Here is a 26,017-nt window from a genome sequence, read left to right on the forward strand (position 1 = left end):
TTTGTAGGAGCCCGATTCATCGGGCGATGGCGGGTCATGACAAACCCCAGCCAGGGTGACCAGCGTCAACCCCTGCTGTTTGCGTGTACGGCGAATCAGCTGCCCGAGCCGTTTCACATCACGAATCTCGATCGCATCCATCCTGATTCCTGAATAGCTTCCCCTATAAGGAAAAAAGGTAAGGAATAGCACAAACCACGGAGCATTTATCCCTATAGGGAAAAGTCCCAACGCACGATGTGTCTAGCACATCATATTTTCCTTGGAAGGAAAATTGCTGTTTCCAACAAGAACTATCGCCCCAACGCAATGAACCCCGGCATTGCTGCCAGGGCTCCTTGTGTCCGATGAAGAGATTACAATCTGGTGGTGGCCTCAGGGGCAAAAACGACGCGGTAATTCATTCCGCCTTGCCGTGCTCATCGGCAAGGCGGGCACGTACCTGCTCAGCGGTGACGGCGCGGGTGGGATCGGCTTTCAGCGCATCGTAGGCTGGCCCCACCTGATGGTGCAAATTAATCAGGATGAAGCACGCTCACGCCACCGGCCGACACGTTTTCAGCGCCGCCGTCACCCGCGCCAGGGCCGCTTCGCCCCGCTCACCTGCCGTCACCCGTTGCCACCACTCGGCATGCACCGCCCGTACGTAGACCGGCACCTGTTCCAGTTCCAGCACCTGGGCCATGGCGAGGCGATGCAAGCCCCGGTTGAGCTTGACGACATGACCATCGCGATCGATCGCCACGGCGAGGCGGTCCTTGCCCAGTTCCCTGTCGAAGCCGTGGCGCTGCATGTCGTGCATATAACCGAGATAGACATCCAGATACGCCAGCACCCTGTTCGGGGTGTTGAGCAGGATGCCCTTGTGATGCGAACGAAACGGCTTGCCTGCCTCGATGCGCTGCATGAGCTTCCGGTAGGACTCGCTCTGCGCCGGGTCGTCCCGGTGCCGCCAGAGGTCCGAAATGAAGCGGTAGCGATGCCCCACCCGGAAGTCGAAACGCGTCCAGTCCCAATCGCCCTTCCAGATGAACTGGTTCAAGGCTGCATTCCGGGCGGATTTCACCGGAAACGACCGCGGAATGGAAATCTGGTGAACCAGGGCGTTCGGGTCGACCTGCAATTCCAGTTGCTTGCCCAGATACGCCTCGACACTGCGATAAGGCAGCCCCATGGCCTCGACCTGCCCGGCCAGCCGCGCCTGGTGCAGCCAGCGAGCAAACAGGCGATCTTCCAGAGGCTTCACGATCCGTGCCTCGAAGCCCTCACGCAGCGTGTAGACCCAACGCGCACGGCGCATCGCCCAGCGCAACTCGGGGTCATAGAGTGCGGGGTGAACGGTTTCGCCGGTGGGAGACCTGGGGATTTTTTCAAGCGAAGACATCAGAACCCGATTCTTGTTGATCAACACGAACAGCCCATTACTGAGCGACCCGGGCGAGACATTGGGTGGCACCCAAGCGCAAGTTGCCAGCAGCGCCTCTTCCGCATAGCCTAGGTAACCCATCACAGGGCCAACCTTACACCGCCAGGCAGAAGCGAACAGGCACGATGCACTCCTCGACACCACCGAACCCGCCCCCGCTGGCGGCCATCGCCATCCGCCAGGTGGAGAAAAGCACCGGGGCGAGTCGCAATGCCTTCGAACAGGCGGCAGCATTACAGGAGCTGGGCTATCGCGTCGTCATCCTTGCCGAGCGCGGCAACGCCGATCTGGTGGAACGCGCCGGTGCGACGTTCGTCCGCCTGCCGCGTTGGCCATTCAAGGGGGCCTTTCGGCGCTTCTGGTTCAATCGGCGAGTGCAGTCCTGGTGCAAGCGCCACGCCCCAGCACTCCTGGTCAGCCATGGCGATGCCGAAAGCCGGGATGTCATCTACCTGCACAACTGCGTGCACCTGGCCAGCCAACGCATTCATGGACGAGACCTGCCGAAAAAGCATGAAGTGGCGGCCATTCACGACCATGTTCTGAAAAACGGCCAATTCTGTCGAGTCGCTGTCAATTCTCGCATGATGGCCGAGGACTTGAAGAACCGTTACGGCCTGGTCGATAGCCAGCTCGAAATCAGCTACCCGGGCTACGACCCCGAGCAGTTCAATCCCGCCAGGGCCCGCCAGGAACGTGAAGCCGTCAGGCAATCCCTTGGCGTCGGCCAGGATGAGTTCCTGATCGGCCTGATCACGTCAGGCAACTTCAAGAAGCGCAACGTCGCGGGGTTCGTGGAAATCGCGGCGCTGCTCAACCAGCGACTGCCCGACCGATGCCGCTTCCTCGTGGTCGGCAAGGATGACGCCAGCCCTTATCGGCAACAGGCCGATGCCCTCGGCCTAAACGAACGTTTTATCTGGCGCTCGACCATGCCGGATATCGAACGGCTCTATGGCGCCCTCGATGTCTTCACCCTGCCCGCCCACATCGAGGAATTTGGACGCGTCGCCCTCGAAGCCATGGCGTGCGGAACGCCTGTACTGCTCTCCGCCTGGGTGGGCGCGGCGGAAGTGCTGGAAGACGATTTTAACGATCTGATACTCGCCCCTGAGAATGCCGACGCCTGGGCCACCAGGATCGCCAAACTACTCGAACGCGCAGACCGAGAGCACTTGGGGCTGCGCCTAGCCGAACGCGCGACGCACTACTCGCATACCGAGCAGTACAAGAAACTCAAGGCCTCATTCCAGTCGCTGGACGCCGGCAACCGAAAGGAAAAATAAGCCCCATGCTTCATCTGCGAGACGAGCTACTGATTGGGCGAGGCACCGAGCGCTACTGCTATCGCCATCCAGAAGACCCTACGCGCTGCGTGAAGGTCAGTCACAATTTCAAGAACAACAAGCAGCAGAACCAGAAAGACTACGAATACTTCACCAGGCTCGAACGACGCGGCATCGACTGGTCGCACCTACCGCGTTGCCATGGCTGGGTCGAGACCGATCAAGGGAAGGGATTGGTATTCGATCTACTGCAGGATGAGAGCGGAAAGCCTCTGGAGCGGCTGGACACGCTGCTCTCGAATGGGCAGTTGGAAGCAGCGAGAGTGGAGTCGGCCCTGGAAGACCTTCATGCTTATCTTCAGGTCAATCTTGTTTTCACCAGCGACCTGCGCGCAAGCAATATCGTTTGCGACCCACACGAGGCACCTATCAAGCTCTTTCTCATCGATGGCATTGGTGATCGGGATTTCATCAAGGTGGCTACTTATATCAAACCTCTGGCCAAGGCCAAGATCGAACGACAATGGAGCCGTTTCATGAAGCGCGTGGAAAAACAACATCAACTCTAATAGTGATTTTTAGCCACGATGCTGGCCATGAAGTCGACCAATTCGTGACCGTAGTTGTCCAGGTTGAAATCACGCTCCACTCTCGCACGTGCATTTCTACCCATTCTAGCTCGTAGTTCTGGTGACTCAGCCCACTCCTTCAATACTACGGCAATCTCGCAAGGCTCCATTATTCCAGCCTGAACAATAGCATCCCTATCAGGTGAATAGACTTCATCCGGCCCATGGAGGCACTCTTTCCCGTATCGACCCAATTCACTACGTTGGCGTTTTGGTGGCAGAACGACACCATTCTCTCCATGGGTTACTTGCTCCGCCAGCCCATCCACATTGCCGACAAGCGTTGGAAGTCCGTGTGCCAGCGCCTCTTGAGCCACATTCCCGAATGGTTCGCGCCAGGAGGGGCATATAAAGGCATCCAGCTCAGAATAGAAGGCAGACATGTCGTCCACCAAGCCACAGAAACGCACGCTACCCTGCAAACCCCAGCGCTCGACATACCGTCTAAGGACCACCTCTTGCGGCCCCTCCCCGGCAATCCATAGCTCCGCATAGGGACAGGCGGCTTTCAATTCAGCGAAGGCTTCTAGCGCGACCATAGGTGCCTTGAGCGCAATCAGTCGCCCAGCAAACCCAAGGCGAAAGCGCCCGGCAAGATGCGTAGAATGATGTTGAGGAAGCCTTGTCGTATTATAGATAACTCTAGAGGGCAGCTCCGAAGACACTCCCCACTTCAGTTGTAAAAACCTATGCGCAGCATAAGAATTACAAACTAGGCCATCCAAACGATCCAAGTAATGCCGTAAAGCAGACTGTTCCTCGACCAGCCACGCGCTACCGCGTTCATAATGTACGACAGGCATTCTTTCTGGAAAAACCAGAGGGTGATTGACGATTTTTCCCCACACCAGTATGGCTTCTATGCCGAGATCCCTTAGCAACTTTCTTTGATAACGCTCGCGCAAACCATCTAGAATACGAGGAATCTTTATTCCTCTCGGTCCTTTTATGCCATGTATTCTTTCAGGCTCACAAAAGGAAATTTTGGCCTCCAGAAATGGGTGAACATCGTCAGTCTGCTTCAAGACATGGTGATCATATTCATTTGCATAGCGTTCAAAGAACTGGCTGAAGCTACGTTCGATGCCACCAAGGTTCTTCAAGCTGACCAAGTGCCCAACACGCGGGCCAGTCAGCCCACCGCTTCTTGTCCCGCTACTGGTTACCATGCACATACTCTGCTTTTACAGGCGATGCCTGGATAAATTGCTCAACGACCTTTTCAGGCAAAAAATTCTTCAACCAGCTATCGTGCACGACGGGCTTGGGTCCGACCAAGGACTCATTCAGCTTCTCAGCCAATGCCACGTCGTTGTGGCCGGCAATGGCATTCTCCAACTCCCCCTTTAATACCTCGCGAATCCCTCCAGGACAATCCACGGAGATAACGGGCGTCTCACAGGCCAACGCTTCTGTAAGCACGATCCCCATGCCCTCTACACGGGAGCTCAACACGAACAGGCGCGCATGATGCATCCACGGGTAAGGATTTGCCTGATAGCCGACGAAGTGCACCTTCTCGGAAATGCCCAGTTCGACCGCCTGCTGCTCAAGTGTGCTGCGCAAAGGCCCATCCCCTACGATGACCAGGAGCTCTTCGGGGGCAGCCTTGGCATAGGCGCGCAGCAACAGTGCATGGTCTTTCTGCGGCACCAGACGTGCCACATTGACGATATAAGGCTTATCAGGAATATCCGGTTGAGGCTCCACCATAAGTTCACGGATATGGGTTACCGGACATGGGTTTACAATCACTGATAACGAGGCTGGAGTAAAAGACCACTTCTCTTCGGCTTTACCGACACTGTCTGCAACGCCTCGGGAAACGGCGACCAGGTGCTTGCCAGGAAAAAGACATCGAGCAAACAGCTTCTGTCGCCAAGACACCTCTTCGGTAGGCAACTTGTTTTCCAGGACGAAGCGCGCGCGTTCGTCTCGATAGCTCCAGACCAGTTCGAAGGTACCGATGCCCCGGAATATGATTCGATCCAGCCGACCGTACTTTCTTTCAAAATGCCAAAGCCAGCCCCGTAACAGATACCCTCCGAGCCAACCGGTCCACACGAACTGCGAACGCCGAATCAATGGATTGAGAAACAAGCGCGACATCAATTCGGCCAGCAAGCCGACCCCCGTCAGACGCTGCCACCAGCGCAATGAGAAGACATGCACCTTGACACCCGGGTGCTCTGGCGCCAATCCGCAGTCTCGTTTGCGGTATACCATCAGATGGCTCTCGTGGCCGGCTTCGGCGAAGGCATCGGCCAAGTTCACGGCCACGCGCTCCATGCCACCCATCTTGAGACTTCTGACAACGACTAACGTGCGCAACTCGACTCCCGGCTCATCAGCGATCCATTTTTTCCGTTCACCGTTCAGTAAACCTGGGCTGGCTCTGAGGAGCGCTCTTTCACCATCAATTGCCATCGCCAATAATGAGTAACCAAACCACCAAGAACGAGATTATGCACGTAAACACCGGTCCAGAATGAATTATAGGACTCGAACTGATTGACGATCACCCAGTACACGAAGAAGCCGGCCCCAAACAGCGCCATATCACCAGGCAACACGCCGCCACGCCAGGCAAGCCAGGTTGCGCGGCCTACCCACACTGCCAAGGCACCGATCACCGCGAGGCCCAAGGCACCGTAGGCGATCCACACCTCTAGGAAAAAATTATGCAGATGGCCATACTGCCGCTTTACCCAATCGGGTAGCCACTCTGTTTGATCGATTGCGAGGCTACGCCCGTCACTACCCCAGCCTACCAACGGGCGCTCTGCAATCCATTCGGTCGCAGCCCGCCAGGTTTGGATACGAATTCCCACGCTGGTATAGGGAACCTCGGAAAAGTTACCTTGCAACACCATACCGATCACCGAGCTCTCGTCCTGCAGGCGCTTATCTATAGTATCCTTACCCAGAATAACGACTGTAGTTCCTACCAAAACCAGCAAAAAAACACCTATCAATATATTTCTACGGCTGAAACTTGTTTCAGGTTGGCGTAGCGACTGTTTCATCCATAGCGCTCCCATCACCGGTAGTGTAATAGCGAGAGCCAACCAGACAGCACGGGTTTGAGTAACAACCACACCGGCCAAACAGATCGCAAGTGCCAGCCCCCAGACAACGACTCGCCATGCCACCAGGCGCTGCTTATAAACGCACCGGCGAGAGAAGGCAAGCAAGCCCAGCAATCCTGTGGCAAACATCATTCCAGCGTGTTGCGCGTTACGAATATCGAAATCGACGCGAACCCCTTGCAACCCTTGCTGCCAGTGAGGCAGGCCCTTGCTTCCCACGAATGAAGTTGCAATAAGCCCCAGCAGGGCCAACGCCCATACCCATAACGTCTTGCCTGTGCTTCCGCCCAGCCACCATGCAATGGCAATGAAGATGAACAGTTTGGCCAGGCGGTCGACTTGAGGGTTATCTTCCACCCATTGCGGGTGATGATAATAACCTAACGCCCAAGAGAGCACTTGCACTGCAATGGCTGCCGCTAATAGCCAAAGTGCCGCGCTTCTGCGAAGACTACCGCCCCAAGTCAGGAGCGCGACAAGCCCTAATATGGCCATAATAGTTTCTGCTGGGCTGCCAACCTTTGGTAGCACTACCAGACAACTGGCATACAGCAGCAAAAAAGAAAAACCAACTGCCCAAGGGATAAAAGGACCGCCCCATGTATGACTTGCAAACCGCGAAGTTGAGTTAGTCAACTGCATTTAAATATCTCATACCCAACTTGTTATGCATGCACTTCATTAACAAAAACCCCAAAAAATATCCCGGTTACTAAAAATATAGAAAACCACTACCAAACAGCTCAGCAGAGAAACACTATAAAATAAATAAAATCATTATTTACCTTGCCCCAAACCCGGTAAAGATCGTCTTTATGGTCTTGAACACGATCAGCACATCAAGCCATAAAGAAAAGTGCTTGATGTAGTAAAAGTCATACTGTAGCTTGGCTGTCATGCCATCAACTTCCGCCGCATAGCCTTGCTCCACTTGAGCCCAGCCAGAGATACCTGGCCGCACGATATGTCGATAGCTAAAGAATGGCACGTCCTTCTCATACCATGAGGAAAGCTCCATGGACTCAGGGCGTGGGCCAATAAAGCTCATCTCCCCCTTGAGCACGTTGAATAGCTGAGGCAATTCATCCAGGCGATACTTGCGCATGATCCTACCTACTCGCGTAATGCGTGGATCATCCTCTCCTTCGGTAAAACCAAGCCCTTCTTGGTCGCAGTACATACTGCGGAATTTATAAACGTTGAAGGCTATTCCTCGATAACCCATGCGCGGCTGGACGAATAAGGCAGGCCCCGGGCTATCCAGCTTGATGGCTATAGCACACAAGAGCATTATCGGAGCCAGTATTGGCAATAATACCAAGGCGCCAACGAAATCAACCAGGCGCTTTAATCCACCATAGAACGGCGACGGCAACAACGACCCGAACTCATTCTCGGAAAGATGATCAATACGCACCTGGCCGGTAATCGATTCCTTGATTTGCTTGGTGTGATAGACCGGTATACGGCTTAGCGTGCACTTGGCGAGGAACTTCTCCCACTCAGGACCCAGGTCATCAGAGCGCAGGTCAGCCACGATCCCGTCAAAGCGTGTCCCGGTCAGTTCAGGAGATTTCAGATAACGAAACTCGACCTGATGGATCTGCTTAAGCTTCAGCGCGTCACCCAAGGGCACCACTGCCAGTTTCAGCACCCTGTAGCGACGGCCAATGAAATAGCCTGCATAGAACCATATCAAGCAAAGCAGATACCCGCCGAGCATCACTTGACGGGTATAGGCCTCACGAGTGAAGAAGAGAATGGCGACCGCAATCAGAAAAACGACCGAGACCGTCGGGAACACGTAGGCTGCCACTTGCGCTCCAGGAAAGCGCATCATGCGCCTTAAAGTAAAAACAATAGCAAAAAAAGACAGCGCTATTGCAGCGACGGTGTTCCTTCGAACATCCGGAAAATAGAGCCAGAATTCCCAACCCCAGCGTTCAAGCGAGGGCAGGAGCACTACTAAAGGCAACCCTATCAACAGCTGAAAGGTCAAACCCAGCAAAAGTTTTTCGTACCACCGGGAATGGCGGCGCTCAAAATTGGTTTTCACACGGTCTCCCGCAACGAATCAACGCAACTTACCGTAAAGTACAGCAGACCGGCTTGTTTCACATCAGCGAGATTATACAGGTTACGCACATCAATGATGCCGGTGTGGATAATTACCGCATGTTGTGCCAGTCAAAATCTACGGTACGGAACACTTTCCACTTAGCATATATTACCAGAGCATCCGTATACTGCACTGCATTCTCACGCCGTTCAACTATAGCCAATTCGTTACTCTCACTGTAAATCCGACGACATTCATTTATCACCTCCGGGTCGAATGCTCGTACCCTCGTGTGGTCCCGCGTAGTGATTTCTTATCCTACGAGTCATTATCTAATGGATGTTCCATGGCCATATCTTTATCAACCTGCAGCGCGCCACATCATCACACCATTTCCAACGTCAGCCAAACAAACACCTGAGACTAAGCGGAGATATCCGATACTGAAGACCATAATTTTCATTCCTGGGACTAATGCAATATGCCAATGTTTCTAGCAAAGTCAGGGCAATGGCGGCGTAAAACCCCCCTTACTGCATAATGGGAAAAATAATAACAAGCTTGCAAAAAGGGTAATTTCTCCACCCGTCGATATAGCCTCCATGTGTAAAATGCAGCTCTTCTCTTGTTATAAGAGATAGAATTATCATGAACTCTGTACTTTGCAAGTGGCTCAGAAATACCGTAAGCATACTCTGTTTCTTTAAGGAGACGCAACCAAAGTCCAAAATCTTGGCGCTTGTCTATAACAGGCATCTCAACTTTGCCTAACATATAAGAATCGTATACTACAGTTAGACAGCCGATCACACATGTTTTCAGCAATGTTTTGTAATTTACTTTTTGTGGAACACCAATTTCACCTATGCTCACCCCATCGCTATCAATTTTCTCATAACCTGAAAAGGAAAATGGAACTCCGCTCTCCCTCATAAAAGAAATTTGCTTTTCAAGCTTATTAGGCAGCCATAAATCATCAGCATCTAAGAAAGCAATGTAACGACCTGCTGCTTCCCGAATCCCTAAATTACGAGCAATTGCCGGTCCACTATTTACAGCTAACCGAAGAAGCACTATACGTTTCTCATTCCTATATAGCTTCTTTACAAGCTCTAAGCTTCCATCAGTAGAACAATCATCTACTACTATTAGCTGCCATTCACTAAACGTTTGTGCAATCACGCTATCAATTGCATCCTTAACGTAATCAACAGAATTAAAAATAGGCATAACAATGGAAACGCAAGCCATGACATTACCCGCAAGAAAGGATATATGGTTTAGGTTATTTTATAAGCCTAATCTTTGAAGCGATTGCAATTATCAACATAGGAAGCAGTGAGCGCATTATGAATGAATCTATTGATGCAGTGGCTAGAATTATAGCCCCATAGAAAAAAAGAAACTGGTTCGCATGAAGAGCTGAAGAATGAGTATTTTTTAGAATAACAGCGCGCAGCAAAAAAAAGAAAAAGAATATAAAAGAAACGAGAAATAACGACCAAGCGCCAATACCTAAATAATAAACGACCTCCGCTCCAATGGGCAAAGGGGCCCCTCCAACAGGGTAATCATAGATCAAATAAAACAAATATTGATTTATATGAGAAAATCCATGCGGGACTTTTTCGTTAACTAATATCAATTCATCAAAAGCTACTCCCATGGCTGAAGTATTTATAACAACAACTCTCCTATAGACAGAGATCAATGCCTCTAAAAAATACTCAAGAACACTTCCCTCAAATTCATAAGACTTATAAAATAAATAAACAGTGAAAAACATAACAAAAAAAAGCAAAGACTTCTTAAACAAGCCATCGCCGCCCACAAAAAATAAGCAATAAAAAATAATTATGAGCGGTATAGATTTATTACCAAGAGAGATGGAAAATATCAAAGAAATAAAAATCAGAGAAAGCGCCTGAATGTTTTTAAGCCCCTTTCTCTTAAAATAGATTGCGAAATAATTTACTAAGCAGGGAATTAAAAAACTAGTTACTAATATAGAATAACTATAGAAATGAGGCAGGGCTCCAGAGACGTCGGGTCTTTCTGATTCTGAAACACCATCACCAAATATTTTCTTGGTAAATGAAAACCCTTCATAATATAAATAAAAATACAGGCCACACAAAAATAATGATGTTATTAGTATACAATTTATCCCCCACCCTGGTTTAATAACCATTTCTGATCTTCTGTCAGAAACCTGAAAAATGCTTGCTTGGCCGAACAGTGCCCAGAGGAGCCATCCCAGCAGAACGGAAATATTAGTGGCAAAAATCCAAAGCAAAGCTTCTTCCGAGGGGGCCACATAAAATCTAGAAAAAAATATATATTCAAAGCCCCCAAAGAAAGTAAACACCATGAAAAAGCAAAAAAAAGCTCTCTCGGGTATTTTTCTCAATGTTGGCATAGGCGAACTCATCTACTCAACATCCTCAGCTTGTAATTAATACAGTTAACCAACGCGCCTCCTTTGTAAATTAAAAAAACAGTAGAAATAAAAAACAAATATGTTTGTCCATACGATTCCGATGGCTTCAAAACCCACAAAATGGAAAATTTAAAAAAAGTACAGAAAAGCAAACCAAAGCCACTCCCAGCCACACACTACATATTGTACAATTAATAAAAATTCAAGGTGACCATATATAAATCCAATCTGACATTGCCTGTCCATAAGGACCAAAAAATAAAGACCTAGGCTTTCCGCCACTCCTTGTATACTAACTTAACAAGCTCCAACTCCTAAAACCTGATATCTAATATTTCAATTCCGGAGATCTTCAGCAAATCATAGCATTGCTCTATAGCTTCCCTAGCATGCGCCGGCCAATAAAACTTATCTATTCTATAAGAATAAAATTTACTCCCAGCGATACTCTTAGACAGATTGTAAATAGCAGTAGAATACAAAGAGTAGTAACTACCAGAAGGTGCCCCATCCCGTTCTAAAAGCTGCTCAACCGGCAGTTCACTTTTAATTACTTTATACCCCAGACTCTCTATCAAACTTAATTTATTATCACTTTCTTCGCGGTGAGCATAATAGATCAAATTTTTTCCAGACCCTTTCCCTTTATACGCCACCTCCTGCAAAATTTTAATATATATATCTTCATCAAGGTAACCTATCTCAACCAGCTTCATACCAACGAAAGAAACACTATTTGCTGGGATGATTTCTATCTTTTTAACTTCTTGGGGGACAATATATAGACGAGACACACAGCTTCGGACCACCTTTTCCAGAGGAAGTTTCGTATAAATTACATATCTTTTATCTAGGACCTTAGATATGTAGGATAATAAATATAGCCCATCATCAACCAGCACTATTCTTCTATTGAAAAGGTTTCCAAAAAGAATAAAAAGCTTAGAAAAAATAGATCGAGCGTCTCCAATTATTATTTCTTGGGCATGACCAGCATAACGGGCTATACAGTATAACAAAAGAAGAAGGCCTTTAAGTTTTCCAAAAACCCCCACCCGCCTAATTACTAAAAACCTCCCTTTGATTTTGTTTGCGGCTAAAACATTTTTGTATTGCTTGTTTTGCAGCATGCTTCCGTTATCTCTTATAAGAATCTGACATATAGAAGCAGACGAAACATCAATGTAAGAGATTGCGTTAGAAAGTTGATACGGTGATTCAACATAAACCAGAATATTCATATTGAGACCAATAGGCTTAGACTGTTCCTGCCCAGTCATCGCTCATTCATTGCCCAGCCAATTACCTTTTGAGACTATGTAACAGCTGAATATCGCCACGTAAAGTCAATCCTTGCCAGTCGGTAGGTTCGTAATATCATCAACTCACTTCTTTTGTTCCTTTCCGTAGCAGTTGCATGCTCCCTTAGCTCGGAAGCCGTCTTTGAGGTTTGTGGAAACAATCTTGCTATTGTTTTTTATCACGCACATACAGGACTAGTCTCAGGCCGCCTAAGTGTCCTTTCCAGTAAATTCAAACTAGGAACAGCCCGCTACCTGAATATCAGCACGCTTTCGCCAAGCGCTTGACAGCGTACACGCCGCTTTTTTGCTATTTCAATCACCTTCCGTCTTCTCTGCCAGTTGGCGGTTGAACCGGAATTACTCATCGACCAGAGCTTATTTCACGCTCTGAGGTTTCGCTGCTGGTGGGCTTTGTTCGCCATGACAGACTGCTGATGAAAAAGCTTATCTCTCCGGCTTCAGCAATGACATAATTTCTGCTACAGTTATATAGTAAAATTTATATTGTTTAATACTTAATAAACTTGCCTCTTATTACCATGCCTCCAATCCACCATCCACGATAATATTCTGACCAGTAACATAGCGCGCCGCATCACTAGCTAAGAAAATCAGTGCCCCTACCATTTCTTCGGCCATAGCCATGCGTCCAAGTGGTATGCGTGAATTATACCGAACTTCAAACATATTATTTTGGCCGCTAGAAACCCCACCGGGAGTGAGCGTATTGACGCGTACACCCTGTGAGCCCCAATAAGTAGCAAGATACCTACTTAACCCAACAATCCCAGCCTTTGAAGCACTATACACAGCTGGCGTATTGATTTCTCGACCCATATATTCAGAGCCTTCATAAATCCGCTGATCGGGGCCCATGATACCGTAGATTGATGCTGTCTGGATAATCGAGCCGCGACCACGCTTCGCCATCCGCCCCCCTACTTCCTGGGCCATAAAAAAGGCACCATCCAAATTGACGGCCATGATCTCACGCCAAGTATCCGGTGAATAGCTCTCAGTAGGCTCAAAAAATCTTTCGAGCTCGCCCCCTTTGGTAGCAGCATTATTATGCAGTATATCAATTGAGCCAAGTTCCATTTCGACTCTATCAATAAGAGGAGCAATCGCACTATGCTCAGAAACATCTAGAGTATATCCGACGGCCGGATTGCCAAATGTTTTAGAAAGCAACTTTGCCAGCTCATCTACGCGTCTGGGATCTTGATCTACTACTGCGACTGAGGCTCCATGATCAGCTAATGCAGCACAGAAATACTGCCCAAGGATACCAGCCCCACCCGTGACGACGGCAACCTTACCACTCAAGTCAAACAGGTTCTTACTGAACCCCGGCTTAAGAGAGTCACTATCCATTGTCTTCCCCTTTCAGTCGGCGGGCTAAAAGCATATCGACAAAATCAAAATCAAGTTCCGTATCGATATCAATTGAACGCGATTCTGGCATTTCATAAAGAAGCGTATCTGCGTAAAAAACCACGGGGTCATTTACGAAGACATCTCTTTGCCAAACATAGATAGAAGCATTCATATCGAAGCATTGTGGTGCATCCTGGCGCCTTAGAACTTGTGAGCTTAACGACTTTGATAAGTGGACAACACCTTCCTTACCACGCTCTACAAGGTTGAAATAAGGTGATCGTCTCGCAGGCGCTCCAGTGATGACATTACTAGCATCCGACTGTTCGAGAAGCTTCACTGCAGCCTCGATATCGCTCACCAGTCGCAAAGGAGAGGTGGCATCCAGATCCACGAGAATCTCTGCTTTCTTACCGAGCACTTTCTCTGCTTCTAGCAAGCAATGCTGTATCGCGGATGCCTTGCCAGCAGTATCGGAAGCTAGCTCCACAGGCCGCTTGACCATAAAGTCAGCGCCTTCTTTTTCTGCCGCAGTTAATATGACGTCACTATCGCTGCTGACCGCGATAATATCAAAAAGCTGGCTATCCTTTGCTTGCTGAATCGTCCAGCCAATTAGAGGTCGGCCATGTAAGGGACGTATATTCTTTCCCGGCACACCCTTGGACCCTCCCCTAGCACATATGGTACAAATTCTAATCATGCCGACACCCAATTTCGTGACTCTGAGGCTTTCTCGATACTTTGAATAAGATTCACGACAGCAAGTCCCTCCTTGGCGCTGCAGATATCAGAGCTTTCTCCACCTAACATGGCATGATGCATCGCCAAGTATGTCTGATCCCGCTGAGTCGGATGAGTCTCTTTCTTGCCATCGATGAATAAAGTCGCGTTTACAAGATCAGCCTTCAGGGTTCCAGTGCGTGTTGTAATCGCAATTTCACGTTGAGCTGGCCGATCCAAATAACTGATATTGATAGTGGCGGATACACCACTCTGCATTTCCATCAATATGGACCAGCATTCATCAGCGTCAATACCTAGCACATCATAGTTGCCGCCTATTGCTGTAACGCGTGACCAAGGGCCAAATAGCCAAAGCAGATAGTCAAGCTCATGACTCAAATCACGTAGCACACCGCCTCCTGCCTCAGAAGAGGCAGAGTAGCTATTCTCAATTTTGGTGCCTGGCCGCCATTCAGAAAGGTGCTGGCCACACCGAACAGAGACAGCCACCGATGTTTCAGTTTCAAGATAGCGCCTGATTCTTTGAATAAATGGATGAAACCGCAAGTTATAGGCGACACCGGAAAAGGCGAATGCCTCTTGCGGCCATTTTTCGTACTCTGAAAATAGCGGTTTCTCCACCAGAAGCTTTCCATCGAAGCCATAACCAGGCAATTCCCTAACTGTTTGGGCATGTCGCCACGTCTCATTAGCGACTACAATATAAGTAGGAAAATAGACATTCATTGCCTCTGATAAGCTACGATAACAGAGAAAATCACTTGTCTTCTGCTGTGTCAGCAACGCGACTTCCAACTTCATGTCGTTCAGTAACCGCGCATGGCGCTTGCCGATCGACCCATAGCCTATGATAAGAGCGCGCTCCCTCTTGACACTCACTTTGACACTCCATTCACTTCCGCCTGCGCGCGCTTGAAGTCATCCATCCGACCGATATCTAGCCAGTATTCATGAACAGGGAACATGTTAACGTGCCCTTGTTCTGCCATCTCCTGCTCCAGTAGTGTCGGCATATCAATGCGGGCCCCCGGCTCAACGCGCTGAATGAGTGCCGGATCTAGCAGATAGACCCCTGCATTGACAAAGAAGCGCTGCAGCGGTTTCTCGACCATGGAGGTGATCCGATACCCATCACTCTCGACCACCCCGTATGGTACTTGGTATTCGTATTCGCGCACGCACATGGTGGCACTGGCAGGGTGCTCTCGATGGAACTGCAACAGGCTCTGAAAATTGAGCGAGGTCAGCAGGTCACCATTCATCAGGAAGAGCGGCAGGTCGATCTCTTCCTTTGGCAGTAGGCCAAGCGCACCGCCGGTGCCAAGCGGTTCTTCCTCGTGTATATACGTGATGGACACACCCCACCGGCTACCATCACCGAAGTGGTTGCGAATTACCTCGGGCATGTAGTGGGTGGAGATATAGAAGCGGTGGAACCCCGCCTGCACAAAGTTCTCGAGTATCATCTGCAGAATCGGCTTGTCACCGACGTGGAGCATGGGCTTGGGGCAGTCATTGGTCAGGGGGCGAAGTCGCGTGCCAAATCCTCCTGCCATCAGAAATACCGGGTTGTCATGAGTCTGCTGGTTGAGTAGATCATGCAGGTTCTCGAGGCCGATGATCCGCCTTTCCTCGTCTACTACCGGTAACTGCAGTACCTCATACTGCTCCATGATGGCCAACAGTCTTTCGCGACTCCACTCTCGGCTGGCTACTCTCGGGGCAGCATTCATGACCTTATCGACAGCCACACTAAGGGGCAGGTGACGAATCAGCGCACGGCGGATATCCCCGTCGGTCAGGGTGCCTAACAGTGTACGGTGTTCATCGGCCACCAGCACAATCCGCAGTGCCGCGCGATCTAGCACTTCGATAGCCTGTTCCAGTGAGGTGCCTGGGGTCACCAGGGCCGCTTCCCAATGCTTCATGTATTCTTGCTCTCCGTGTGAATCTCTTGGGATTTACGAGCGGGCTGCCCGGTCTGCTGGTGCCAGGCCGGGATATCCCGGACCACGGTCGTCCCGGCACCCACGATGGCGCCGACCCCGATTCGCACTCCGTGGATCACCGTCGCACCAGGGCCGATATGTCCTCCCTCGCCGACCTGGACGTTTCCTGAAAGCACAGCACCGGGAGCAAGATGCACGTGATCACCTATAACGCTGTCGTGATCCACGCGAGCCCCAGTGTTGAGGATGACATCATCGCCGAGACAGGTGTCGGCCTGCACGATCACACCGGCCATGAGTTGGACACCTTGCCCAAGCTTGACACCCGAGCCTACATGCGCATGTGGATGGACTAGCGTGGCGAATCGATAGCCCAAGCGGTTGAAATGCGCATGCAAACGCCGACGCAGAGGCTTCCCCGGCAAGCTACCGGTGCCGTTGGCTAGCTCAATGCTAGCAGGCTCGTAGCGATTGATGATCGTGTCATCCCCCAGCACCGGCAAACCACGCCAAATATCCGCGCCTTGCGCGGCGAGTACCGGATCGCAGATACCGAGCACACGGCGTTCCAAAGCCTGGAGCAGATCAAGTACGACTTTGGCGTGCCCGCCGGCGCCCAGCAGGATGACCGGTACTTGACTCACAGCGCCTCTCCGGGCTGATAGTCACGCGCAGCGCACTGACCTAGGCGATCCCAATAGGCCATGGCCAGTTCACCCTGCCCGGCCCGCGCGGTGGTGAGATTGTCGGCGGTAAAGACCTCACCTTGGCGAATCGTCGCTGACGCGACGAGGTTCTGCCGGGCGGCCTCACGTGTATCCCATTCGCTGGGCTGGGGCACCTTCTGGCCCTCGCCTAACGCGTCGGCAATAGCGCGAACCTCCTGCACCATGCGCTTGAGATCACCGGGCTCCAGAGAGGCCGCGTGGTCCGGCCCGGGTAACTGACGGTCCAGGGTAAAGTGCTTCTCGATGAGCGTTGCCCCTCGGGCCACGGCGGCGACCGGGATCAAGGTGCCTTGGGTGTGATCGGAGTACCCCACCGGCAGACGGAAAACCTCAGCTAAGGTGTCCATGGCCTTGAGGTTCACCTCGTGCATGGGTGTCGGATACTGGGAGGTGCAATGAAGCAGGCTGACCTTCTTTCTTACGGCATCACGTGCCTGGTCATCGCTCCAACACTGCCACACCTCGTTCAGCGAGCTGGGCGGCTGGTCTCGGTTCAGAGCATGGCAGACTACGGCCAGGCCCTGTTCCACTTCGGAGAGGGTGGCCATGCCGGTGGACATCACCAACGGCTTGCCGGTACGGGCAAAGGCCCACAGCAATGGTCCATTGGTCAGCTCACCCGAAGGCACCTTGTAGAGCGGTAAATTCAATGTTTCTAAAAAAGCCAAGCTCTTAGTGTCGAAGGCAGTTGAAAGAAATTCAATACCGCGGTGATGAGCATGGGCCTGGAGAGGGCCATGCCACTCTAGCGGCAACTCCAAGGCCTCAAGCATGTCTGATTGGGTTTGGGCCGCGTCAGTGGTCTTTCGCTGGTAGGCCGCCTTGGGCGCCGTCATGGCTGCCAGACACCTTGCATTAAAGGTTTGGAACTTTACAGCATCGGCACCGGCTTCAGCCGCGGCATCTACTAGATCGAAGGCGAATTGCTGATTGCCGTTGTGATTCACACCGGCTTCGGCAATCACATAGACCTTGTGCTGGCTTGACATCACTCAGGTCTCCCGGGCAGGTCATAGAAGTGTTTAAAAGTCTTAAGAGGCTGGGTAGCCAGCGCCTCAACGATCTTTTCGGCTGCCTGGCCTTGCCCGTACGGGTTATGAATATGGCGGCAAGCGGTCTGAAAGTCGGCACTCAGCGCCTGTTGCAGAGCGGCATGTATGGCTTCCACGTCGGCTGTACAGTGCAGCACAGAGTTGGCGGCCAGTCGGCCGCTCTGGCGCTGGCCGATATTGACCGTTGGCACACCGAAGCTCGGAACCTCGATCAGACCGCTGGAGGAATTACCTACCACGGCTGCAGCCTCTGCCACCGCAGAGAAATAGCGCTGGAAACCCAATGAGGGAATGGCCAAAGTCCGCTCAGGCTGCTGAGCCGCATAGGCTTCCAGAAAGGGGATAATCGCCCGCCCGCCATTGTCGGCATTTGGGTAGGTCAGGATAACCTGATGATCCGGCCAGCGATCCAAGGCCGCAAGCAGCGCCTGAAAGCTCTCGACCGGGGCCTCCTCGGCCAGCGTCACGGGATGATAGGTGACCAGCAGATAGGGCGCATGAAGCGAGAAGTCGAGGCTCTTGGCGAGGGCCTGGCGGCTCATGCGCGGCGAGCGGGTCAGGTGATCGAGCCCCAGGGCACCGATATTGAGCACCCTTTCTGGTCTTTCCCCCATCTGAATCACCCGCTGACGATAAGGCTCTGCCGCCACACCGTGCAAGCTGGCCATCTTAGTAATGGCATGGCGGATAGCGTCATCATAGGCACCCTCAGTTAGCTCTCCACCGTGCAGATGCACAATAGGGATATTCATTACCAATGCTGTCTGCGCCGCGGATAAGGCCTCGAATCGATCGCCAAGGATTACCAGAGTATCCGGCGCCAAGCGGTCCAGCGCATCGGCCAGGCCGATAGTGCCTAGGCCCATGGACTTGGCGATACCAACGCGACTATCCGAGGAAAGCAGCATCTCGACCTTGGCATCGACGGGGAAACCGTCATCGACGATCGCCTGCCAGGTGTGACCAAATTCCGGCGAGAGGTGCATGGCGGCCGCGATCACCTGGAGTTCCAGCGTCGGGTGGGCCTGGATATCTTTCATCAGCCAGTAGAGCAGACCATATTCGGCACGCGTCCCGGTAAATACAGCAATCCGGCGCATCAGCCCAGCTCCTCTTCTCCGGCGCGAATACCACTTGGCAAGTTGACGACCCGCGCTTCGAGCCACAGTGCATTGGACAGCTCCCCTGCCGGGGCATGGTTATACATGGGCAGGCGGTTCATCAGTTGCCAGATTGGGCGAGTCATAATGCCCTGCTCGTTGGTAGCTTTTAGGAGTTGGTCGCGCTGCTCATGATCCGTGCAGATCACTGCATTGAGCCAGTAGTTGCTGCGACAGCCTGCCGGTTCGGTAACGAACGTCACGTCGCTGCCAGCCAGACAGGCGGCGTAGTCGGCCGCCAACTGACGCTTCTCGGTCAGGTACGCGTCCAGTTGTTCCAGCTGGGCACAGCCCAAGGCTGCATTGAGATTGGGCAGGCGATAGTTGTAGCCGAGCTCGTCGTGAACGTATTCGTAGACGTGCGGCTGCTTGGCGGTGGTGGTGAGGTGCTTGGCGCGCTTGCCCAGCGCCTGATCGGCCAGGATCATCCCGCCGCCGCCGGTGGTGATCACCTTGTTGCCGTTGAAGCTGAGCGTGCCCACATCACCGACGGTGCCGGTATGCCGACCGTGATAGGTGCTGCCCAGCGACTCGGCGGCATCTTCCACCAGGGCTAGGCCCCAGTCGGTGCAGACCCGAAGCAGGCCATCGAGATCGGCCGGGTGGCCGAAAGTATGCATGGGCAAACAGGCACGAATCACTCCGTTGCCTTCCCTGCGTCGGCACAGGCCGCGGTCATCCCGGTAGGCGTGTGCCTCAAGCCATTCCGCCAGTGCCTTGGGGGACAGCCCCAGCGTATGCCGATCCACGTCCACGAAGATCGGCATCGCGCCACAGTAGGCGATGGCATTGCAGGTGGCGACAAAGGTCAGCGGCTGGGTAATTACGTAGTCGCTTGGCCCCACATCGACCAGCCGCAGCGCCACGTGCAGCGCCGCCGTGCCATTGACCGTGGCCACCGCCCGGGGGCTGCCGGTGTAGGCCGCCATGTCCTGCTCGAATCGGTCGACGAAAGCACCGACACTGGACACGAAGGTGGAGTCGATGGTCTCGGCCACGTAGGCCTTCTCGTTGCCACCGAAGACCGGCACATGCAACGGAATGAAGTCATTGGTGTGATAGTGGTCGCGAACGAAGTCGATCAGAGGTTGCAGCATGACAGCACTCAGACATTGTAGAGGCCGGCCTTGTACTTGGCCAGGTGATGCGGCTGGGTGAACCAGTCAATAGTCTTCTGCAGGCCGGCGCGGATGTCGTGCTGCGGGGTAAATCCGGTCAGTTCGCGGATACGGCTGTTGTCGCCCCACAGACGAAAGACCTCGGACTTGCCCGGCCGCAGGCGCTGCTCGTCGGTGATGAACTCGACATCGCTGGCCATCAGCTCGCGGATGACGTTGAGCGTATCGCCCACCGAGATCTCGTAGTTCGAGGCGATATTGACGGTCTGGCCCACGGCGGCATCGCAGTTGGCCAGCGCCAGGAAGCCACGACAGGTATCCTCGACATAGTTGAAATCACGCGTCGGCGAGACATCGCCAAGCTTGATCTGCTTCATGCCATTGGCGATCTGGCTGATGATGGTCGGAATCACCGCCCTGGCCGACTGCCGAGGCCCGTAGGTATTGAACGGCCGTGCCACGGTCACCGGCAGATCGAAGGCATTGTAGAAGCTCATCGCCATCGCGTCGGCGGCGATCTTCGAGGCACTGTAGGGAGACTGCGGTTGCAGTGGGTGATCTTCATTGATCGGCACATACTGAGCAGTGCCGTACACCTCACTAGTCGAGGTATGAATCACTCGCTTGACACCATTATCCAGAGCAGCTTGGCAGATGTTCAGTGTGCCCTTGACATTTGTATCGACATAACTATCCGGCGCTACATACGAATAAGGTATGGCGATCAATGCAGCTAAGTGAAAAACTATATCGACACCCTGAGTAACGTGCTTACAGTAATGAGGGTCGCGTACGTCGCCGCTCAATATTTCTATCTGGTCACGGCAGTCGACGTCCTCCAACCACCCCCAGTAGTTAAAAGAATTGTACTGGGAAAGCGCTTTAACGCGGCAACCCTCCCGAACAAGAAGTTCCGTCAAGTGTGAGCCAATGAAACCATCGGCACCTGTAACTAAAATGTTGTTCTTCATCAAGGCACAACCTCAAAATTAAGCTAAGCTAAACCAAGGCATGGGGTAGCTTTTCTGAGAAACCCACCAAGTGAGCAAGAAGCGAATTGACATAGATAGCGCAAAAGAAACTGCTGCGCCTGCAATGCCGAAAATTGGTATCAATGACAACATCAAAAGAATGTTTAACAAGCCTGAACCTATAGTCGTCATAGAAAGGCGTCCTGTCCTCTTTGAATAGAAAAGATAATTCGTTACCATCAAATACATCCCTTGAAAAGCTTGCCCCACCGCCAACAATCCTATAATAGACCCCGCTTCAGCGTACTTTTCTCCTGCAAACCACACTACTACATAAGGGCCTATAATGGAGGCTACCAATGCCATGAGCGCTGCTAAGACAAAATATCCATAGGTCCATTTCACTATCTGACGCTTCTGCGCCTCATCATCTTTTTTTAACCTCTCATAAAGCCAAGGAACATAGGCTTTATTAAAGGCATTAAAAAAAATCCCCATAGCCATTGTTAACTGAACAGCCACCATATAGATACCTGCCGACTCTAAGCCCAAGTGCTTATTTATAAAGAATCGATCGACTGCGGTCAGGAGAAACACGCCTCCAACATGAGGAACTAGCGGAACACCAAAGCCCAAAGCATCTTTGACGTACTTTTTATTCAAACTTATCTCAAGTAGTCCGTCTTTCCTTAAAAGAAATAAACTTAGTAGACTCATTAGTAGTGGAGCAATCAATTGGCCAGCCATTGCCCCCTCAGGCCCCACTGTTAAAAAAACAACCAAAATAATAGAAACAGCAGCATTGATAAAGCTCATAGTGTTTTGTAGCAGCCCGTATTGAATAGGCTTTTTTCTAACTTGCCACTGCCCAAGTCTCAAACGAACAACAAACGCACTTGCTGAAGCTAATACGGCCATCATTATCCAAAGCGGAGAAATACCGAGGCCATCTGAAAACCACTCCTTAAATAAAAAAAATACAAAGAAAACAAAAAACGAACTAAGAAGGAGAACCTGTAAACAGACTCCAAGATACTTCGACAACTCCTTGCGCCCAACACTATCATAATATTTGCGATTTGCAGCGCCGTCAGTATTTAACCCCACGAATGCCATAAGCGCTGCAATTAAGGTTTGAAACATAGCTACCTGCCCATATTCAGCAGGCTCAAGCTGTCTCGTAAGTATAGGCAAAAGTAAAAAAGGGATAGAAGCATTTATTACATTAGAAAGTAGATAAACAAATGCTCCCGTAAAGAAACCTCCTTCTTTCTTCTCAGACATAAACAAGCTCAAAATTTAACAACGGAAAAATACAAAATTATTACAATGGCAAAAACCATGCCGCCAACAACTATATTGAGCCAGCCAAATAAAAGCGAGATTAGCCAGCGTCCTTCAGGCTGTCACGAACTAGGCTCACAAACTGCAAAAAGAAAGCACCTATCACTGCCAGCATTCCGCCGAGCACGATACCCAACGCAAGAATCAAGCTACGGCTAGTACCAGTGGCGTTCAGGCTCTGCACCGCCGTCTGGCTGATTTCACCTTCACGCAGTTCGGCAAAGCTTGCTTCCAGTTCCGCTATACGCTCCATAGTGCCTGCTACGACTTCTGCTGCGCCCATGCTCTCGGATTGCTGAGCGGACTCAAGAGCGCTTTGGGCACTTTCAAGCTGTCGTTGCATGGCCTGCTTGCGTCGTTCAACCAGCGACTGCTGGCCTTCCTGTAAGCGGCCGAGTATGCCTTCATGCAATTCGGCAACGATCTTTTCGTCAGCCTCATTGGCTTCCGAGCTTAGCGTCACCAGCAATGTCTCTTCGGGGTTGTCGATCTTGACGTCGAAAGGCAGGCTTTCCAGCGCTTCATTTTCCAGCAGCTTGCGTGTCTCAGGCCCAAGATAGAGATTTCGTGCCTTGGCGACCATGGCATTGGGGGATTCGAGCGCTTCCCCCGGCTCCTCTTCCGCCACGCTGTAGATAGAGGTATAGCTGTAGGTGCGCGGCGTGAGCAGTGCATAGGCCAGCGCGGCCAGCACCACGACGAGGAAGATGACGACTAACGCCTTCCAGCGCTTGACCAAGATCTTGGCCAGATCGACCAGGGAAATTTCGTCATCCTGGTAGCGATGCGCCGGGGTGTCTTGCGGATTCATTGAATGGAATGCTCTGTTTCGAGGTTAAACGTTCAATAGTGGTTCGGGCACGCTACCGCCCGGGGATTGTTCCGGGCGTCTTCCCTGGCCCTGGGTGTTTACCGCCAGACGCACCACAAGACCACGTGAGGCAAGGTGCACACAAGTGACGGATGTCAGATCCTTCCTACTACTATAGCTTCCGTCGCGAGCTTGCCCCGCCTGTGCCCGTGGCACGGCGACGCCGCTTTCTGTTACACGCTTGTTATTCTGCGAGGTGGGTATTCTAGTGGAGCCTTTCCCCGGTCTCTAGGTTTCAGGCGTATTAATTTTGTGTTGGGGTCGTCGCGGGTGGCCGACAGTAGCACTCGATGCCGTTGACATAAGGTACACAGTACACCGCCATGAGGGGAAGAAAGAGGAGAATGCGCTACGTGCCCCACGCCATCGAATTTATCGAGACCGCCATTTTTAGGCGCTTCGACGCTTCATGTGGATTTGGCCTGACCCATCGCCCGATAAATCGGGCTCCCACAAAACCGATTTATATCAACTGCTTGTAAGGAATCGCTTCAGCGAGCAATGCTGAGAGAGGAACTGTGATATGAACGTCTTCGATGACCTCAAGGCTTCTTTGGAAGACGCTGTCGAGATTAAGCAAGGCCGCAAAGCGGCAGGCCGCGTTACTCGCCACGAGGTGGCCGATGTCAAGGCGATCCGTGCCCGGCTCGCGGTATCACAGGCCGAGTTTGCAAAGGCAATGGGCACCAGTGTAGATACCATCAAAAGCTGGGAAGGCCGGCGCCGCAACCCTACCGGCCTGGCCGCCAAAGTGCTGGCCGCGATTCAGGACAACCCAGATTTTTATCGCGAACTTGCCACTCACTGAAGCATAGAGCCTCATGGCAGCGGTAGGCCATATCGACATCTGACAACCAGGCTCACGCGATCTTGCCCAGCTCGACCAGGGTGCGCAGCAGGGTGTCGACGCTGGTGTCGCTCTGGCGGAAGTCGTGCATCAGGGCGCGCAGGCGCCGTTCGAATTCCTGGTGGGCGTCTTGCTGCTGCGCCTGCTGCTGGCGCTGGCTGACGCCTTCCATATCGCGCAGCGCTTGGGCGAAGGCGTCGTCGAGTTCGCGAAACTTGCGTAGCTTCTCTCTTTCGTCCATCTGGCGAGGTTTATTGGGTTTCATAGATTTCATGAAGTTGAAGACATTTCCATATCCGGAATCAAATAATCAAACTGCTTTACTATTGCGTTGGTGCAGATTTCGACTCGCTGGGTGCTGTTTCGATCCACGAGCCGGGCAGCGCGCTTATCTCGGTTAGGGAATAGCTTATGCCTGTTTTGCTTTTACACCGGTGACTTTTACACCGGTGCTTATACACCGACGGCGTGCCGCCCGACAGGCAAACAGGCAGCCCCGCGAGGGCTCGATACGGCTTTTCGGCAAAACACGATGTGCGGTCGAGAGTATCGCAATACAAGTGCTGAGGACACCGCTAGCGGTGATCAATTCATTAGTATCAGGATGACACACTTTTGCCGCGACATCATCATCGAAAACCTCATGGCCGACATTGTCACGGGAAAGTCAAAAAAGCCCGACACGAGGCCGGGCATCAAGAAACACAGGGATATCCGGCTCAAGCTCTCGCTGAATATCGGCCCCATCATACATTACATTCGATTACAAAAGCAGGCTCGACGTACAAATTTTTCCTTTTTGCGTGACGTTTTGCTATAAAAATTATTGTTTATTCACAGTCGAGCCTCCGAGAGGCAGCGCTGGCTTGGCCATTATCAACAATGTGCCGCAGAGTGCCAGGTCATAATCCTCTGGCGTGGACCGACGCCTTCAGCCCTCCGTGGCGCTCAGTCTTCGGTACGCACCAGCCAGGATTCGACGGTCTCGCTGCCGTACTCGTCTTTCCAGGCTTTCAGGGTCTTCTGGTTGCCGCCCCGGGTTTCCACCACTTCACCCGTGTTGGGGTTCTTGTAGATCTTCAACTTGCGCTTGCGGCGATTGCCCGCACCAGCCGATGGCTTGCTGGCACTCGCGGGCTGCTGCTTGGGTTCGAGAAGATCGATGACATCCCCGGCACTCTTGCCGAACTCCTGCATCAGTGCTTCAAGACGCTCCTTGAACTCGAGTTCCGACTTCAGGCGTTGATCGCCTTCCATCTGATCCAGCTCTTTCTGGATTTGCTTGAGCAGTTGCTCTTTCTTCATGTATTCACTGAGCAGTGACATAGGTTTCCAGCCCTTCTATAAGTTGGCGATTGCGCCGTAATTATTAACGTTTTTGAGCTTTATGCCAAGGGGTAAATGACTTCATTCCTGTTTGTCGGATTACTTCAGGCCATGTTCTTCCAATGAACGTAATCCTGGATCTCGTCTATTTCATCCTGCTCCGCCCTTTGCGTCTTGTAGAGCTCCCAGCGCAGTTGCAAGTTGAGCCAAAAATGGCTCTTCGACGTTTCATGTGGATTGGGTCTGATCCATCGCCCGATAAATCGGGCTCCTACAAAACCCTTTTATACCAAC

Annotated in this window: 25 protein-coding genes; 3 read left to right on the plus strand and 22 right to left on the minus strand. The window is 51.7% G+C overall.

Features of this window, described 5'->3' with window-relative positions; translation table 11 throughout:
- Positions 1 to 535: 535 nt before the first annotated feature.
- A complete protein-coding gene (locus tag BUA41_RS17820) occupies positions 536 to 1,384 on the minus strand; it encodes a hypothetical protein (RefSeq protein WP_072825491.1) in 849 nt (282 codons plus the stop codon).
- Positions 1,385 to 1,551: 167 nt separating this feature from the next.
- Between BUA41_RS17820 and BUA41_RS17825 the strand changes: the two genes are divergently transcribed.
- Positions 1,552 to 2,712 (plus strand): glycosyltransferase family 4 protein, encoded by a 1,161-nt coding sequence (locus BUA41_RS17825; RefSeq protein WP_072825442.1) that lies wholly within the window; start codon positions 1,552 to 1,554, stop codon positions 2,710 to 2,712.
- Positions 2,713 to 2,717: 5 nt separating this feature from the next.
- Positions 2,718 to 3,281, plus strand: coding sequence for a YrbL family protein (locus tag BUA41_RS17830; RefSeq protein WP_072825444.1), 564 nt, complete (start codon positions 2,718 to 2,720; stop codon positions 3,279 to 3,281).
- On the opposite strand, the gene BUA41_RS18815 is transcribed toward BUA41_RS17830, so the two are convergent.
- From BUA41_RS18815 to BUA41_RS17910, 19 genes are all read right to left on the minus strand, one after another.
- Entirely contained in the window at positions 3,278 to 4,510 is a 1,233-nt protein-coding gene (locus BUA41_RS18815) for a glycosyltransferase family 4 protein (protein ID WP_175547006.1), read from the minus strand. The two genes, BUA41_RS17830 and BUA41_RS18815, sit on opposite strands and share 4 nt — an antisense overlap.
- Entirely contained in the window at positions 4,497 to 5,630 is a 1,134-nt protein-coding gene (locus BUA41_RS17840) for a glycosyltransferase (RefSeq protein ID WP_245791959.1), read from the minus strand. The genes BUA41_RS18815 and BUA41_RS17840 overlap by 14 nt, the downstream gene beginning before the upstream one ends.
- A gap of 86 nt (positions 5,631 to 5,716) precedes the next feature.
- Positions 5,717 to 7,072, minus strand: a complete 1,356-nt coding sequence (locus BUA41_RS17845; RefSeq protein WP_084671813.1) for an O-antigen ligase family protein — start codon at positions 7,070 to 7,072, stop codon at positions 5,717 to 5,719.
- 139 nt (positions 7,073 to 7,211) lie between these two features.
- Entirely contained in the window at positions 7,212 to 8,486 is a 1,275-nt protein-coding gene (locus tag BUA41_RS17850; RefSeq protein WP_072825448.1) for a sugar transferase, read from the minus strand.
- A 112-nt stretch (positions 8,487 to 8,598) separates the two neighbouring features.
- Positions 8,599 to 8,799, minus strand: coding sequence for a UDP binding domain-containing protein (locus tag BUA41_RS19800; protein WP_507236280.1), 201 nt, complete (start codon positions 8,797 to 8,799; stop codon positions 8,599 to 8,601).
- Positions 8,800 to 8,960: 161 nt separating this feature from the next.
- A complete protein-coding gene (locus tag BUA41_RS17855) occupies positions 8,961 to 9,740 on the minus strand; it encodes a glycosyltransferase family 2 protein (RefSeq protein WP_072825450.1) in 780 nt (259 codons plus the stop codon).
- Positions 9,741 to 9,774: 34 nt separating this feature from the next.
- A complete protein-coding gene (locus tag BUA41_RS19075) occupies positions 9,775 to 10,920 on the minus strand; it encodes a hypothetical protein (protein ID WP_139249171.1) in 1,146 nt (381 codons plus the stop codon).
- A gap of 323 nt (positions 10,921 to 11,243) precedes the next feature.
- On the minus strand, positions 11,244 to 12,209 hold the full coding sequence (locus tag BUA41_RS19080; RefSeq protein ID WP_139249172.1) for a hypothetical protein: 966 nt from the start codon (positions 12,207 to 12,209) through the stop codon (positions 11,244 to 11,246).
- Between the two features lie 558 nt (positions 12,210 to 12,767).
- Positions 12,768 to 13,607 (minus strand): SDR family oxidoreductase, encoded by an 840-nt coding sequence (locus BUA41_RS17860; protein WP_072825452.1) that lies wholly within the window; start codon positions 13,605 to 13,607, stop codon positions 12,768 to 12,770.
- Positions 13,600 to 14,313: an acylneuraminate cytidylyltransferase family protein gene (locus tag BUA41_RS17865; protein ID WP_072825455.1), complete on the minus strand. Its 714-nt coding sequence runs from the start codon at positions 14,311 to 14,313 to the stop codon at positions 13,600 to 13,602. The genes BUA41_RS17860 and BUA41_RS17865 overlap by 8 nt, the downstream gene beginning before the upstream one ends.
- On the minus strand, positions 14,310 to 15,236 hold the full coding sequence (locus tag BUA41_RS19085; RefSeq protein ID WP_072825457.1) for a Gfo/Idh/MocA family protein: 927 nt from the start codon (positions 15,234 to 15,236) through the stop codon (positions 14,310 to 14,312). The genes BUA41_RS17865 and BUA41_RS19085 overlap by 4 nt, the downstream gene beginning before the upstream one ends.
- Positions 15,233 to 16,285, minus strand: a complete 1,053-nt coding sequence (locus tag BUA41_RS17875) for a nucleotidyltransferase family protein (protein WP_072825459.1) — start codon at positions 16,283 to 16,285, stop codon at positions 15,233 to 15,235. The genes BUA41_RS19085 and BUA41_RS17875 overlap by 4 nt, the downstream gene beginning before the upstream one ends.
- Positions 16,282 to 16,950 (minus strand): acetyltransferase, encoded by a 669-nt coding sequence (locus tag BUA41_RS17880; protein WP_072825461.1) that lies wholly within the window; start codon positions 16,948 to 16,950, stop codon positions 16,282 to 16,284. The genes BUA41_RS17875 and BUA41_RS17880 overlap by 4 nt, the downstream gene beginning before the upstream one ends.
- On the minus strand, positions 16,947 to 18,023 hold the full coding sequence (gene neuB, locus BUA41_RS17885) for an N-acetylneuraminate synthase (protein WP_072825463.1): 1,077 nt from the start codon (positions 18,021 to 18,023) through the stop codon (positions 16,947 to 16,949). The genes BUA41_RS17880 and neuB overlap by 4 nt, the downstream gene beginning before the upstream one ends.
- Positions 18,023 to 19,186, minus strand: coding sequence for a UDP-N-acetylglucosamine 2-epimerase (neuC, locus tag BUA41_RS17890; RefSeq protein ID WP_072825465.1), 1,164 nt, complete (start codon positions 19,184 to 19,186; stop codon positions 18,023 to 18,025). The genes neuB and neuC overlap by 1 nt, the downstream gene beginning before the upstream one ends.
- Complete coding sequence (locus BUA41_RS17895; RefSeq protein ID WP_072825467.1) at positions 19,186 to 20,343, minus strand: LegC family aminotransferase; 1,158 nt, start codon at positions 20,341 to 20,343, stop codon at positions 19,186 to 19,188. The genes neuC and BUA41_RS17895 overlap by 1 nt, the downstream gene beginning before the upstream one ends.
- An 8-nt stretch (positions 20,344 to 20,351) precedes the next feature.
- On the minus strand, positions 20,352 to 21,335 hold the full coding sequence (locus BUA41_RS17900) for an NAD-dependent 4,6-dehydratase LegB (protein ID WP_072825469.1): 984 nt from the start codon (positions 21,333 to 21,335) through the stop codon (positions 20,352 to 20,354).
- Positions 21,336 to 21,353: 18 nt separating this feature from the next.
- Positions 21,354 to 22,619 carry a lipopolysaccharide biosynthesis protein gene (locus tag BUA41_RS17905; RefSeq protein ID WP_072825471.1) on the minus strand — a complete coding sequence of 422 codons (1,266 nt, stop codon included), beginning with the start codon at positions 22,617 to 22,619 and terminating at the stop codon, positions 21,354 to 21,356.
- Positions 22,620 to 22,719: 100 nt separating this feature from the next.
- Positions 22,720 to 23,490, minus strand: coding sequence for a Wzz/FepE/Etk N-terminal domain-containing protein (locus BUA41_RS17910; RefSeq protein WP_072825473.1), 771 nt, complete (start codon positions 23,488 to 23,490; stop codon positions 22,720 to 22,722).
- Between the two features lie 583 nt (positions 23,491 to 24,073).
- On the opposite strand from BUA41_RS17910, the gene nadS reads away from it, so the two are divergent.
- Positions 24,074 to 24,358, plus strand: a complete 285-nt coding sequence (gene nadS, locus BUA41_RS17915) for a NadS family protein (protein ID WP_072825475.1) — start codon at positions 24,074 to 24,076, stop codon at positions 24,356 to 24,358.
- A gap of 52 nt (positions 24,359 to 24,410) precedes the next feature.
- On the opposite strand, the gene BUA41_RS17920 is transcribed toward nadS, so the two are convergent.
- Both BUA41_RS17920 and BUA41_RS17925 read right to left on the minus strand, forming a co-directional pair.
- On the minus strand, positions 24,411 to 24,662 hold the full coding sequence (locus BUA41_RS17920; RefSeq protein ID WP_245791960.1) for a hypothetical protein: 252 nt from the start codon (positions 24,660 to 24,662) through the stop codon (positions 24,411 to 24,413).
- A 683-nt stretch (positions 24,663 to 25,345) separates the two neighbouring features.
- Positions 25,346 to 25,723 (minus strand): histone-like nucleoid-structuring protein, MvaT/MvaU family, encoded by a 378-nt coding sequence (locus BUA41_RS17925; RefSeq protein WP_072825479.1) that lies wholly within the window; start codon positions 25,721 to 25,723, stop codon positions 25,346 to 25,348.
- Between the last annotated feature and the right edge of the window lie 294 nt (positions 25,724 to 26,017).

The organism is Modicisalibacter ilicicola DSM 19980, assembly GCF_900128925.1.
Taxonomy (GTDB): Bacteria; Pseudomonadota; Gammaproteobacteria; order Pseudomonadales; family Halomonadaceae; genus Modicisalibacter; species Modicisalibacter ilicicola.

Excerpts from the sequence above, each read along its gene's own strand:
- BUA41_RS17920 (WP_245791960.1), bottom strand. The coding sequence starts at position 24,662 with ATGAAACCCAATAAACCTCGCCAGATGGACGAAAGAGAGAAGCTACGC.
- BUA41_RS17845 (WP_084671813.1), bottom strand. The coding sequence starts at position 7,072 with ATGCAGTTGACTAACTCAACTTCGCGGTTTGCAAGTCATACATGGGGC.
- BUA41_RS17855 (WP_072825450.1), bottom strand. The coding sequence starts at position 9,740 with ATGGCTTGCGTTTCCATTGTTATGCCTATTTTTAATTCTGTTGATTAC.
- BUA41_RS18815 (WP_175547006.1), bottom strand. The coding sequence starts at position 4,510 with ATGGTAACCAGTAGCGGGACAAGAAGCGGTGGGCTGACTGGCCCGCGT.
- BUA41_RS17905 (WP_072825471.1), bottom strand. The coding sequence starts at position 22,619 with ATGTCTGAGAAGAAAGAAGGAGGTTTCTTTACGGGAGCATTTGTTTAT.
- BUA41_RS19075 (WP_139249171.1), bottom strand. The coding sequence starts at position 10,920 with ATGAGTTCGCCTATGCCAACATTGAGAAAAATACCCGAGAGAGCTTTT.
- BUA41_RS17910 (WP_072825473.1), bottom strand. The coding sequence starts at position 23,490 with ATGAATCCGCAAGACACCCCGGCGCATCGCTACCAGGATGACGAAATT.
- BUA41_RS17925 (WP_072825479.1), bottom strand. The coding sequence starts at position 25,723 with ATGTCACTGCTCAGTGAATACATGAAGAAAGAGCAACTGCTCAAGCAA.
- BUA41_RS17820 (WP_072825491.1), bottom strand. The coding sequence starts at position 1,384 with ATGTCTTCGCTTGAAAAAATCCCCAGGTCTCCCACCGGCGAAACCGTT.
- nadS (WP_072825475.1), top strand. The coding sequence starts at position 24,074 with ATGAACGTCTTCGATGACCTCAAGGCTTCTTTGGAAGACGCTGTCGAG.
- neuC (WP_072825465.1), bottom strand. The coding sequence starts at position 19,186 with ATGCGCCGGATTGCTGTATTTACCGGGACGCGTGCCGAATATGGTCTG.
- BUA41_RS17840 (WP_245791959.1), bottom strand. The coding sequence starts at position 5,630 with ATGGAGCGCGTGGCCGTGAACTTGGCCGATGCCTTCGCCGAAGCCGGC.
- BUA41_RS19080 (WP_139249172.1), bottom strand. The coding sequence starts at position 12,209 with ATGACTGGGCAGGAACAGTCTAAGCCTATTGGTCTCAATATGAATATT.
- BUA41_RS17825 (WP_072825442.1), top strand. The coding sequence starts at position 1,552 with ATGCACTCCTCGACACCACCGAACCCGCCCCCGCTGGCGGCCATCGCC.
- BUA41_RS17860 (WP_072825452.1), bottom strand. The coding sequence starts at position 13,607 with ATGGATAGTGACTCTCTTAAGCCGGGGTTCAGTAAGAACCTGTTTGAC.
- BUA41_RS17895 (WP_072825467.1), bottom strand. The coding sequence starts at position 20,343 with ATGCTGCAACCTCTGATCGACTTCGTTCGCGACCACTATCACACCAAT.
- neuB (WP_072825463.1), bottom strand. The coding sequence starts at position 18,023 with ATGTCAAGCCAGCACAAGGTCTATGTGATTGCCGAAGCCGGTGTGAAT.
- BUA41_RS17830 (WP_072825444.1), top strand. The coding sequence starts at position 2,718 with ATGCTTCATCTGCGAGACGAGCTACTGATTGGGCGAGGCACCGAGCGC.
- BUA41_RS17900 (WP_072825469.1), bottom strand. The coding sequence starts at position 21,335 with ATGAAGAACAACATTTTAGTTACAGGTGCCGATGGTTTCATTGGCTCA.
- BUA41_RS17875 (WP_072825459.1), bottom strand. The coding sequence starts at position 16,285 with ATGAAGCATTGGGAAGCGGCCCTGGTGACCCCAGGCACCTCACTGGAA.
- BUA41_RS17865 (WP_072825455.1), bottom strand. The coding sequence starts at position 14,313 with ATGATTAGAATTTGTACCATATGTGCTAGGGGAGGGTCCAAGGGTGTG.